The sequence below is a fragment of the Bradyrhizobium sp. WCU1 genome, assembly GCF_053474805.1.
The window spans coordinates 3453894-3465642 of the sequence record NZ_CM130280.1 but is presented as its reverse complement, the minus strand read 5'-3'; the positions used below and the strand labels follow the sequence as shown (position 1 = coordinate 3465642).

9 protein-coding genes are annotated in these 11749 nt (G+C 65.1%); all 9 read left to right on the top strand.

Annotated features, from left to right (window positions below):
* The first annotated feature begins 339 nt into the window (after positions 1-339).
* The 9 genes from rimP to ACTUWL_RS16070 all read left to right on the top strand — a co-directional run bounded on the left by rimP (position 340) and on the right by ACTUWL_RS16070 (position 11626).
* On the top strand, positions 340-1128 hold the full coding sequence (rimP, locus tag ACTUWL_RS16110; protein ID WP_021082647.1) for a ribosome maturation factor RimP: 789 nt from the start codon (positions 340-342) through the stop codon (positions 1126-1128).
* Between the two features lie 3 nt (positions 1129-1131).
* The gene (gene nusA / locus ACTUWL_RS16105; protein ID WP_021082646.1) at positions 1132-2745 is read left to right on the top strand and encodes a transcription termination factor NusA; all 1614 of its coding nucleotides are present in this window, start codon (positions 1132-1134) and stop codon (positions 2743-2745) included.
* Positions 2746-2760: 15 nt separating this feature from the next.
* A complete protein-coding gene (locus tag ACTUWL_RS16100) occupies positions 2761-3447 on the top strand; it encodes an RNA-binding protein (protein WP_021082645.1) in 687 nt (228 codons plus the stop codon).
* Positions 3448-3555: 108 nt separating this feature from the next.
* Positions 3556-6258 carry a translation initiation factor IF-2 gene (gene infB, locus ACTUWL_RS16095; RefSeq protein ID WP_021082644.1) on the top strand — a complete coding sequence of 901 codons (2703 nt, stop codon included), beginning with the start codon at positions 3556-3558 and terminating at the stop codon, positions 6256-6258.
* Between the two features lie 162 nt (positions 6259-6420).
* Positions 6421-6834 (top strand): 30S ribosome-binding factor RbfA, encoded by a 414-nt coding sequence (gene rbfA, locus ACTUWL_RS16090; RefSeq protein WP_021082643.1) that lies wholly within the window; start codon positions 6421-6423, stop codon positions 6832-6834.
* Entirely contained in the window at positions 6831-7940 is a 1110-nt protein-coding gene (gene truB / locus ACTUWL_RS16085; RefSeq protein ID WP_035653714.1) for a tRNA pseudouridine(55) synthase TruB, read from the top strand. The genes rbfA and truB overlap by 4 nt, the downstream gene beginning before the upstream one ends.
* Positions 7941-7942: 2 nt before the next feature.
* On the top strand, positions 7943-8212 hold the full coding sequence (gene rpsO / locus ACTUWL_RS16080) for a 30S ribosomal protein S15 (RefSeq protein WP_016844725.1): 270 nt from the start codon (positions 7943-7945) through the stop codon (positions 8210-8212).
* Positions 8213-8525: 313 nt separating this feature from the next.
* Positions 8526-10682, top strand: a complete 2157-nt coding sequence (pnp, locus tag ACTUWL_RS16075) for a polyribonucleotide nucleotidyltransferase (RefSeq protein ID WP_035653773.1) — start codon at positions 8526-8528, stop codon at positions 10680-10682.
* A gap of 209 nt (positions 10683-10891) precedes the next feature.
* Positions 10892-11626: a superoxide dismutase gene (locus tag ACTUWL_RS16070; protein WP_021082640.1), complete on the top strand. Its 735-nt coding sequence runs from the start codon at positions 10892-10894 to the stop codon at positions 11624-11626.
* The last annotated feature ends 123 nt before the right edge of the window (positions 11627-11749 follow it).

The following is an 11749-nucleotide window of genomic DNA, read 5'->3' as shown; positions in this document are numbered from 1 at the left end:
TCCAACCGGCGACTTCTGCCGATTTTCGGCAATCTATGGTCCCGTTCGTAAACGGAGGGTTAGGTCGAACCTGCACCCGGGGAGGGGCAAAATCGCCTTCCGCCCGGTCCGGAGGCCTTGCCGGACCCCGGCAAAAGGGCTATATCCAGCGCAACTTATGGTATCTCATACGATCGCGTAGGAGAGTGGGCCCCCCGGGACCCGCTCTTTTTTATTACCTGACGGGACCCAGCGAGGCCGGATCCAGTTTGGGTAGCGTTAGCGGCCCCTTAAGGCCACCTGAACAACACAACAGACCTCAGACAAACCTGTAGACCTAGACAGCCTTTGACACTGGATATGACCGATCCGACCGCCACGTCCGTGGACACCGAACTGCTCGCCGAGCCGAGGCTCGTCGTCGAGCCCGGGGTCGCGGCGCGCGTCGCCGCGGTCGCAGTCCCGGTGCTGCAGGGCATGGGCTATCGCCTGGTGCGCATCAAGGTCTCGGGCGACGCCGGCTGCACCGTGCAGATCATGGCCGAACGGCCCGACGGCTCGATGCAGCTCGAGGATTGCGAGGCGATCTCGCGCGCGCTGTCGCCGGTGCTCGATGTCGCCGACCCGATCGAGCGCGCCTACCGGCTGGAAATCTCGTCGCCCGGCATCGACCGCCCGCTGGTGCGCCGCTCCGACTTCGAGCGCTACACCGGGCATCTCGTCAAGATCGAGATGGCGGTGCCGCACCAGGGCCGCAAGCGGTTTCGCGGCCTGCTCGCCGGCGTCGAGGGCAATGCAGTACGCGTCAAGCGCGACGATCCGCGTCCGACCGAGGACGCTGAAGTCCTGCTGGTGATGGAAGACATTTCAGACGCGCGGTTGGTGCTGACCGACGAGCTGATCGAGGAATCGATGCGCCGCGGCAAGGCCGCCGAGCGCGAGCTGCGCCGCGAGCTCGGCCTCGCGCCGCCGCAGCCGGCCCACGCCAAGAAGAGCGATCCGGCGAAGAGCCAGAAGCCGAAACCCAAGCCCGATCAAAAGCCTGGTCACAAGCCCGACAAGAAGCCGGCCCCGACCAATACCAAAAAGCACCGCCTGGCCGCCGAGCGCGCGCGCCGTGGCGAGATCGATCCATTCGAAGGAGACTAAGCCATGGCAGTCAGCGCCAACAAACTCGAACTGCTGCAGATCGCAGACGCAGTTGCGCGCGAAAAGTCGATCGACCGCTCCATCGTGATCGCGGCGATGGAAGACGCCATCGCCAAGGCCGCCCGCGCTCGCTACGGCAGCGAGACCGACGTCCATGCCGAGATCGACGCCAAGAAGGGCGAATTGCGGCTGACCCGCCACATGCTGGTGGTGGACGTCGTCGAGAACTCCTCCAACCAGATTTCGCTGTTCGACGCGCAGCGCGCCAATCCGGGCGCCCAGGTCGGTGACACCATCGCCGACACGCTGCCGCCGCTGGAATATGGCCGCATCGCGGCGCAGTCCGCCAAGCAGGTGATCGTGCAGAAGGTGCGCGAGGCCGAGCGCGACCGGCAGTACCAGGAATTCAAGGACCGCATCGGCGACATCGTCAACGGCATCGTCAAGCGCGTCGAATATGGCAGCGTGATCGTCGACCTCGGCCGTGGCGAAGCGATCGTACGCCGCGACGAGATGCTGCCGCGCGAAGTGTTCCGCAACGGCGACCGCGTCCGCGCCTTTATCTTCGACGTCCGCCGCGAGACCCGCGGTCCGCAGATCTTCCTGTCGCGCACCCATCCGCAGTTCATGGCGAAGCTGTTCGCGCAGGAAGTGCCGGAAATCTATGACGGCATCGTCGAGATCAAGGCGGTCGCCCGCGATCCCGGCTCGCGCGCCAAGATCGGCGTGATCTCGCGCGATTCCTCGGTCGACCCGGTCGGCGCCTGCGTCGGCATGCGCGGCTCGCGCGTGCAGGCCGTGGTGAACGAGCTGCAGGGCGAGAAGATCGACATCATTCCGTGGTCGCCCGACATCGCGACCTTCGTCGTCAACGCGCTGGCGCCGGCCGAAGTCGCCAAGGTCGTGATCGACGAAGACCGCGAGCGCATCGAGGTCGTGGTTCCCGACACCAACAACCAGCTGTCGCTGGCGATCGGCCGCCGCGGCCAGAACGTCCGCCTCGCCTCGCAGCTGACCGGCTGGGACATCGACATCCTGACCGAGCAGGAGGAGTCGGAGCGCCGCCAGGCCGACTTCGAGAACTCGACCCGCGTATTTATGGAAGCGCTCAATGTCGACGAGGTGGTCGGCCAGCTGCTCGCCTCCGAAGGCTTCACCTCGGTCGAGGAACTGGCGATGGTCGACGTCAAGGAACTGGCCGGTATCGAAGGTTTCGACGAGGAGACCGCCACCGAGCTGCAGACCCGCGCCCGCGAATATCTGGAGCAGCTCGAGGCCGAACTGGAAGCCAAGCGCAAGGAACTCGGCGTCGAGGACGCCATGAAGGACGTCCCCGGCATCACCGGCAAGATGCTGGTGAAGCTCGGCGAGAACGACGTGAAGACCGTCGAGGATCTCGCCGGCTGCGCCACCGACGATCTGGTCGGCTGGACCGAGCGCAAGGAAGGCGGCGAGCCGACCAAGCATGCCGGGTTCCTCGATGGCATCGAGATTTCGCGCGACGAGGCCGAGTCGTTGATCATGCAGGCCCGCCTCAAGGCCGGCTGGATCACCGAGGCCGACCTCGCCAAGCCTGCCGAGGAGGCCGACGCCGCCGAAGCAGAAACGGCGTCGTAAGGAGATGACCTACGGATGCTCGCTCAGGCTGACCCCGATCTCGACGATGGGCCGCGGACACAGAAGTCCGCGACCACGCGGATGTGCGCGGTCAGCCGCGAGGTGCGTCCGATCGACGAGCTGATCCGGTTCGTCGTCGCGCCCACGGGCGAGGTGATCCCGGATCTGAAGCGCAAGCTGCCCGGCCGCGGATTATGGATTTCCGCGTCGCGGCGCAGCGTTGCGGAAGCGGTCCGCCGTCACCAATTTAGCAAGGGATTCAAGCGCGATGTCCGTGTCGCGCCGACCCTTCCCACCGACACCGAGGCACTGCTGGTGCGCAGCGTCACTGAGGCCCTGGCGATGGCCGCCAAGGCCGGTCAGGTCGTCGCGGGCTTCGGCAAGGTCGAGGACGCACTCAACCGGAACGAAACTGCAGCCCTGATCCACGCTTCCGACGGCGCAGCGGACGGAATCCGCAAATTGGACGCGATCGTCAGGCAAAGGGGCGAAAAACGTGGTGAATCGCCGGTAATGGCCGTCGTCAATGTTTTGACGTCGGAAGAATTGGATTTGGCACTTGGGCGGTCAAATGTGATACATGCTGCGCTGCTCGCGGGCCCAGCGAGCAAGACGTTCCTGTCGCGCTGCCAGATGCTGGTCCGATACCGGATGGCCGACGACGACAAGACCGCCGAAGCGGCCAGAAATTCCAGAGCGTGATCCAGGAAGGCGGACGCCGTCTTTCCGACCGGACCATGCTCAGCAAACGACGACACGTTGAAGGATTTGTGCGGCAAACGCACAGCGAAACGAGATTAGGACTGCTGAATGGTTGATACCAAGACCCCTGGCGACAAGACTTTGAGTGTCCCGAGCAAGACGTTGTCGCTGAAGCCGCGCGTCGAGACGGGCACCGTGCGCCAGAGCTTCAGCCACGGAAGGACCAAGCAGGTCGTGGTCGAGAAGCGCGGCAAGCGCCGCGTCGGTGGCGATGGTCCCGGCGAGGCGCATGCGCCCGAGCCCGTGGTTGCAAAGCCGGTGGCTCCGGCCCCCCGGCCGCCGCAGGGCCGCCCCTCCGGCCCGCCTCCCGGCCAGCAACAGCGCAACACCCGCTCCGGCGTGGTGCTGCCGACCCTGACTGAAGACGAGCGTTCCGCGCGTGCCAGCGCGCTGGCCGATGCCCGCCAGCGCGACATCGAGGAGCGCCGCCAGGCTGAAGAGGAGGCCAAGCGCCGTGCCGTCCGCGAAGCTGCGGAGAAGGCAGAGCGCGAGGCCGCCGAGGTCCGCCGCAAGGCGGAAGAAGAACGTCATCGCCACGAGGAAGAGGCCAAGCGCAAGGCCGAGGTCGAGGCCAAGCGCCGCTTCGGCGAAGGCGAGGCGAAGCCCGGCGCGGCGCCCGCCGCTGCACCGGCCAGACCCGCGACATCAGCACCTGCTGCATCTGCTCCGGCCGCCCGTGCGCCCGCAGCACGCCCGACGACCACCACAACCGCCCGCACACCGGCCTCTGCGCCGAGGCCGGCGGCGGTTGCGGCCGGGCCCGACGAAGACGAAGGTCCGCGCATGGTGCGCCGCCCCGGCGGCGCCGTGCGCCCCGTCGCGGCTCCGAAGACCACCCACAAGCCCGGCCCGCAGAAAGAGCGCGGCCGCCTCACCCTGACCACTGCGCTCAACGCCGACGACGTCCGCGAGCGTTCGATCGCCTCGTTCCGCCGCCGCACCCAGCGCCTGAAGGGCCATGCGTCGAACGAACCCAAGGAAAAGCTGATCCGCGAAGTCACCATCCCGGAAGCGATCACGATCCAGGAACTCGCGAACCGCATGTCGGAGCGCGCGGTCGACGTCATCCGCATGCTGATGAAGCAGGGCGCGATGCACAAGATCACCGACGTGATCGATGCCGACACCGCGCAGCTGATCGCCGAAGAGCTCGGCCACAGCGTCAAGCGCGTCGCCGCGTCCGACGTGGAAGAAGGCCTGTTCGACGTCGTCGACAATTCCACCGATACCGAGCCGCGGTCGCCTGTCGTCACCGTCATGGGTCACGTCGACCACGGCAAGACCTCGCTGCTCGACGCGCTGCGCCACGCCAACGTGGTGTCGGGCGAAGCCGGCGGCATTACCCAGCATATCGGCGCCTATCAGGTGACCTCGCCGGAGACCGGCACCAAGATCACCTTCATCGACACGCCCGGCCACGCCGCATTCACCGCGATGCGCGCCCGCGGCGCCAAGGTCACCGACATCGTCGTGCTGGTGGTCGCGGCCGATGACGGCGTGATGCCGCAGACGATCGAAGCGATCAACCACGCCAAGGCGGCCAAGGTGCCGATGATCGTGGCGATCAACAAGATCGACAAGCCCGATGCGCGGCCGGAGCGCGTGCGCACCGAATTGCTGCAGTACGAGGTGCAGGTCGAATCGCTCGGCGGCGACGTCGTCGACGTCGAGGTCTCGGCCAAGAACAAGACCAATCTCGACAAGCTGCTCGAGATGATCGCGCTGCAGGCCGAAATCCTCGACCTCAAGACCAATTCGGAGCGTCCGGCGGAAGGCACCGTGATCGAAGCCAAGCTCGATCGCGGCCGCGGTCCGGTCGCGACCGTGCTGGTGCAGCGCGGCACGCTGCGCGTCGGCGACATCATCGTGGCCGGCGCCGAGATGGGCCGCGTCCGCGCGCTGATCTCCGACCAGGGCGAGAATCTCGAAGAGGCCGGTCCGTCCGTGCCGGTCGAGGTGCTCGGCTTCAACGGTCCGCCGGAAGCCGGCGATCGTCTCGCCGTGGTCGAGAACGAAGCCCGCGCCCGCCAGGTCACGAGCTATCGCGCGCACCAGAAGCGCGAGAATGCGGCTGCCTCGATCTCCGGCATGCGCGGCTCGCTCGAGCAGATGATGTCGCAGCTCAAGACCGCGGGCCGCAAGGAGTTCCCGCTGATCGTCAAGGCCGACGTGCAGGGCTCGCTGGAAGCGATCCTGGGCTCGCTGGAGAAGCTCGGCACCGACGAAGTCGCCGCCCGCATCCTGCATGCCGGCGTCGGCGGCATCTCGGAGTCCGACGTCACGCTGGCGGAAGGCTTCAACGCCGCGATCATCGGCTTCTCGGTCCGAGCCAACAAGGAAGCCGCGGCCGCCGCCAAGCGCAACGGCATCGAAATCCGCTACTACAACATCATCTACGACCTCGTGGATGACATCAAAAAGGCGATGTCCGGCCTGCTCGCGCCCACGCTGCGCGAAACCATGCTGGGCAACGCGCAGATCCTGGAAGTGTTCAACATTTCCAAGGTCGGCAAGGTCGCGGGTTGCCGCGTCACCGACGGCACCGTGGAACGCGGCGCCAACGTTCGCCTGATCCGCGACAACGTCGTGGTGCACGAAGGCAAGTTGTCGACGCTGAAGCGCTTCAAGGATGAAGTGAAGGAAGTGCAGTCCGGCCAGGAGTGCGGCATGGCCTTCGAGAACTACGGCGACATGCGCGTCGGCGACGTGATCGAGTGTTACCGTATCGAGACGATCCAACGCTCTCTGTAAGTCCAAATCTTACGAAGCTCAGCGTTGGGTCCATTTAACTGAAATGCGCCGACGTGGCCGGACTCTGGTCCGGCCACCAGCGCATTGCCCGATTGAAAGCAAAGTCAGGACATTGATGCCCGCGGCCACGGCCTGCGGGCGCGACGGTTTTGGAAGAAGGTCATGCCCCGTCAAAAGAAGAGTTCCAGCCCCGGCGGCTCACAACGTCAGCTGCGCGTCGGCGAAACCGTTCGCCATGCAGTTGCCGAGATTCTGTCGCAGGGTGAGGTCCACGATCCCGATCTCGAAGGCCACATCATCACCGTTCCCGAGGTGCGTATGTCGCCGGACCTGAAGCTCGCGACGATCTACGTGATGCCGCTCGGCGGCCGCGACACCGACACGGTGATCACAGCGCTCGAGCGCAACAAGAAGTTCCTTCGCGGCGAGATCGCGCACCGCGTCAACCTGAAATTTGCACCCGACATTCGCTTCCGCGTCGACGAGCGGTTCGACGAGGCGGCGCGCATCGAGAAACTACTGCGGACACCTGCGGTGCAGCGAGACCTTGCACCCGATTCGGACGACGAGGAATGACTGTGATGACGACCAACAGCGTTATCGACGCGAAGGATGCCGACGCGCGCGACGCTGAGCGGGATGCCTTTGCCGGGCAGCGCAGCGACGATGCGCGCCGCACCAACAACGACCCGCGCCAGAAGCAGGGCCGGCAGAACCAGCAACCGCGCCGCGACAAGCGCGACGTCCATGGCTGGGTGGTGCTCGACAAGCCGATCGGCATGACCTCGACGCAGGCGGTTGCCGTGCTCAAGCGCCTGTTCCAGGCCAAGCGCGCCGGCCATGCCGGCACCCTCGATCCGCTCGCCTCGGGCGGCCTGCCGATCGCGCTCGGCGAGGCCACCAAGACGGTGCCGTTCGTGATGGACGGCCGCAAGCGCTACCGCTTCACGGTGTGCTGGGGCGAGGAGCGCGACACCGACGACACCGAGGGGCGGCCGGTCCGGACCAGCGAGAGCCGGCCGACTGCCGATTCGATCCGCGAGCTGCTGCCGCGCTTCACCGGGGTGATCGAGCAGATCCCGCCGCAATATTCGGCGATCAAGGTGCAGGGCGAGCGGGCCTACGATCTGGCACGCGACGGCGAGACCGTGGAACTAAAGCCCCGCCCGGTCGAGATTCACGAATTAGCCCTTGTGGAACATGGAGATAACGGACAATCCGTGTTCGAGGCCGAGTGCGGCAAGGGAACCTATGTCCGAGCGCTGGCCCGCGATATGGGCCGGATTCTGGGCTGTTTCGGCCATATCTGCGCCCTGCGGCGGACCCTGGTCGGTCCGTTTACCGAAGCGGACATGATTCCGCTGGAACATTTGGAGGCTTTATGCAATAGAGCCGCGTCTGGCGAGGGCAGCCTCGCCGACGCGCTTATGCCCGTTGAGACCGCGCTGGACGACATCCCGGCACTGGCCGTCACACGGGCTGATGCGGCAAGGCTCCACCGGGGCCAAGCCGTTTTGTTGCGCGGACGGGATGCGCCCAATACCAGCGGCACAGTCTATGTCACGGTGGCAGGCCGACTTCTCGCGCTTGCCGAAATTGGCAATGGCGAACTCATCCCCAAGCGCGTGTTCAACCTGAACGGACTGACTGCCGGTCCGGCTCGCAACAATGAAAGTAACTGACGATGTCGATTACCGCAGAACGCAAAGCGGAAGTCATCAAGACGAATGCCAACAAGGCCGGCGACACCGGCTCGCCCGAGGTTCAGGTCGCGATCCTGTCGGAACGCATCAATAACCTCACCGAGCACTTCAAGAGCCATGTGAAGGACAACCATTCACGCCGCGGCCTCCTGAAGCTCGTGTCGACGCGCCGCTCCCTGCTCGACTACATCAAGCGCAAGGACGAGGCGCGCTACAAGGCGCTGCTCGAAAAGCACAACATCCGTCGTTGATTTGAGAAGCACGCGCGCGAAGGTTCGCGCGCGTTTTCGCATGGTCGTCCGTGAACCCGGGCTTTCGAATTGTCGAAAGATGATCATGCGCAGCATGGCAGTCGCGCCATGCCAACTAGCGTCCAGCAGCAATCCGGCCGCTGGACCGGGCAAGATGCCCAAATGACCGAAAGGATGGACGCCATCCGAAATCCAGGGACCATGGCAGGATCGCCGGATGCTGACCGCAGCAGCGCGTCAGTGTCTCGCCGTCTTGGCATGGTCTTTGTGTTCCAGGGCGCCGTGCTTTCGTGAAACCATGAAAGAAACCGAAATGTTCAATTCGCATTCCGTCGAGATCGACTGGGGTGGACGTCCCCTCAAACTTGAAACCGGCAAGATCGCCCGCCAGGCCGACGGCGCCGTGATGGCGACCTACGGCGAGACCGTGGTGCTTGCCACCGTCGTCGCGGCGAAGACGCCGCGCGAAGGCGTCGACTTCCTGCCGCTGACGGTCGACTACCAGGAGAAGACCTACGCCGCGGGCCGCATTCCCGGCGGCTATTTCAAGCGCGAAGGTCGTCCGACCGAGAAGGAGACGCTGGTCTCCCGCCTGATCGACCGTCCGATCCGTCCGCTGTTCGTCGACGGCTGGCGCAACGAGACCCAGGTGATCGTCACCGTTCTCTCGCACGACATGGAGAACGATCCGGACATCGTGTCGCTGGTCGCCGCCTCCGCCGCACTGACGCTGTCGGGCGCCCCGTTCAAGGGCCCGATCGGCGCCGCCCGCGTCGGCTTCGCCAATGACGAGTTCATCCTCAACCCGACGCTGGACGAGATGACCGAGACCCAGCTCGACCTCGTCGTCGCCGGCACTGCCGACGCCGTGCTGATGGTCGAGTCGGAAGCCAAGGAGCTCAACGAAGATGTGATGCTCGGCGCGGTCATGTTCGGCCACCGCCACTTCCAGCCTGTCATCAACGCGATCATCGAGCTCGCCGAGAAGGCCGCCAAGGAACCGCGCGAAGTCACCACGATCGACAATTCGGAGATCGAGAAGGAAATGCTCGGCCTTGCCGAGCAGGAGCTGCGCAAGGCCTACGCGATCCCGGTCAAGCAGGAACGCTATGCCGCGGTCGGCGCCGTCAAGGAGAAGGTGCTCGCGCACTTCTTCCCGGAAGGCCAGGAGCCGAAATACGACAAGCTCCGCGTTGCCGCGGTGTTCAAGGAACTGGAAGCCAAGATCGTTCGCTGGAACATCCTCGACACCGGCAAGCGCATCGACGGCCGCGACGTCAAGACCGTGCGCAACATCATCGCCGAAGCCGGCGTGCTGCCGCGCGCTCACGGCTCGGCGCTGTTCACCCGCGGTGAGACCCAGGCGATGGTGGTGACCACGCTCGGTACCGGCGAGGACGAGCAGTACATCGACGCGCTGTCGGGGACGTACAAGGAAACGTTCCTGCTGCACTACAACTTCCCGCCCTACTCGGTCGGTGAAACCGGTCGGCTCGGCGGCACCAAGCGCCGCGAGATCGGCCACGGCAAGCTCGCCTGGCGCGCGATCCACCCGGTGCTGCCGCCGCATCACGAGTTCCCGTACACGATCCGCGTGGTCTCCGAGATCACCGAGTCGAACGGCTCGTCCTCGATGGCTTCGGTCTGCGGCGCTTCGCTGTCGCTGATGGACGCCGGCGTGCCGCTGAAGCGGCCGACCGCCGGTATCGCCATGGGCCTGATCCTCGAGGGTCAGCGCTTCGCGGTGCTGTCGGACATCCTCGGCGACGAGGATCATCTCGGCGACATGGACTTCAAGGTCGCCGGCACCGACCAGGGCATCACCTCGCTCCAGATGGACATCAAGATCGAGGGCATCACCGAGGAGATCATGAAGGTTGCGCTTGGCCAGGCCAAGGAAGGGCGCATCCACATCCTGGGTGAAATGTCCAAGGCCCTGACCGCGGCGCGCGCCGAGCTCGGCGAATATGCTCCGCGCATCGAGACCTTCAAGATCGCCACCGACAAGATCCGCGAAGTGATCGGCACCGGCGGCAAGGTGATCCGCGAGATCGTCGAGAAGACCGGCGCCAAGGTCAACATCGAGGACGACGGCACCGTGAAGGTCGCCTCCAACGACGGCGAGGCGATGAAGGCTGCGATCAAGTGGATCAAGTCGATCGCCTCCGATCCGGAGATCGGCCAGATCTACGAGGGCACCGTCGTCAAGGTGATGGAGTTCGGCGCGTTCGTGAATTTCTTCGGCGCCAAGGACGGCCTCGTCCACATCAGCCAGCTCGCCGCCAGCCGCGTGCAGAAGACCTCCGACGTCGTCAAGGAAGGCGACAAGGTCAAGGTCAAGCTGCTCGGCTTCGACGATCGCGGCAAGACCCGCCTGTCGATGAAGGCGGTCGACCAGGAGACCGGCGAGGACCTCGAGGCCAAGCAGAAGAGCGACGCTCCGGCGCCGCGCGAAGCCGCCGGCGAGTAAGCCTGCCTGAAACGAAACGACGAAGGGCGGCCGAAAGGCCGCCCTTTTTGCTTTGTCCGATGCTTCGACGCACGCGGCCTCTGCCGGGACAATGCGAGATTCCGACGCAGCGTCACAATGACCGTCTTTGAAACGCCTTAAGGTTGCTTGCACGTATCTCGCCATGCGCTGTCGTAGACGACGATAGCGCTTCAGGTCAGGAGGAATCGATGTCACCCATATCCCGCCGCCATCTTGTGCTTGCGGCAACCACGGCTGCCGCGGTCGCAGCCGCGCCACGCTTCGTTTTCGCCCAGGCCACGGCGCAGGCCCCAGCCGGGCCATTCAAGATCGATCCGCTGACCTATCCCACCAATGCGCTGGAGCCGCATATCGACGCCAGGACGATGGAAATCCATCACGACCGGCATCATCAGGCCTACGTCACCAACCTCAATAATTTCGCCAAGGACAATCCGCAGATCGCGGAGAAGCCGATCACCGACGTGCTCGCCAATCTCGGCAGCGTGCCGGAGACGATCCGCACCGGCGTGCGCAACAACATGGGCGGCCACGCCAACCACACGATGTTCTGGCAGATCATGGGACCCGGCGGCGGCAAGCCCGATGGCGAGGTGCTGACCGCGATCGATCGCGACCTCGGCGGCATCGAGAAACTGCAGACCGATTTCAACGCCGCAGGCGGCCGCGTGTTCGGCTCCGGCTGGGTGTTCGTCACCGTGACCACGGACGGCAAGCTCGCGATCGAGACCCGGCCGAACCAGGACAATCCGATCATGGACGGCAAGCGTGCGCTGCTCGGCAACGACGTCTGGGAGCACGCCTATTACCTGACCTACCAGAATCGCCGGGCGGATTATCTCAAGGCGTGGTGGAATGCGGTGAACTGGAAAGCCGTGGCCGAGCGTTATGCGGCGGCGAAGGCCGGGACGCTCGGGGTATGAGCCGGTAAGGCCGTTCATTACGCATAGCTGCGCTAGAATTGAAGACCCCGCGAAGCACCGCGAGGCTTTACGCACGGTGGCGAGCACCAAGGCAACGACGATGACATGGCCAATTTGCCATCT

Bases quoted from the DNA above. Each gene is read 5' to 3' on its own strand.
- rimP (WP_021082647.1), top strand. From the start codon at position 340: ATGACCGATCCGACCGCCACGTCCGTGGACACCGAACTGCTCGCCGAG.
- nusA (WP_021082646.1), top strand. From the start codon at position 1,132: ATGGCAGTCAGCGCCAACAAACTCGAACTGCTGCAGATCGCAGACGCA.
- ACTUWL_RS16100 (WP_021082645.1), top strand. From the start codon at position 2,761: ATGCTCGCTCAGGCTGACCCCGATCTCGACGATGGGCCGCGGACACAG.
- infB (WP_021082644.1), top strand. From the start codon at position 3,556: ATGGTTGATACCAAGACCCCTGGCGACAAGACTTTGAGTGTCCCGAGC.
- rbfA (WP_021082643.1), top strand. From the start codon at position 6,421: ATGCCCCGTCAAAAGAAGAGTTCCAGCCCCGGCGGCTCACAACGTCAG.
- truB (WP_035653714.1), top strand. From the start codon at position 6,831: ATGACTGTGATGACGACCAACAGCGTTATCGACGCGAAGGATGCCGAC.
- rpsO (WP_016844725.1), top strand. From the start codon at position 7,943: ATGTCGATTACCGCAGAACGCAAAGCGGAAGTCATCAAGACGAATGCC.
- pnp (WP_035653773.1), top strand. From the start codon at position 8,526: ATGTTCAATTCGCATTCCGTCGAGATCGACTGGGGTGGACGTCCCCTC.
- ACTUWL_RS16070 (WP_021082640.1), top strand. From the start codon at position 10,892: ATGTCACCCATATCCCGCCGCCATCTTGTGCTTGCGGCAACCACGGCT.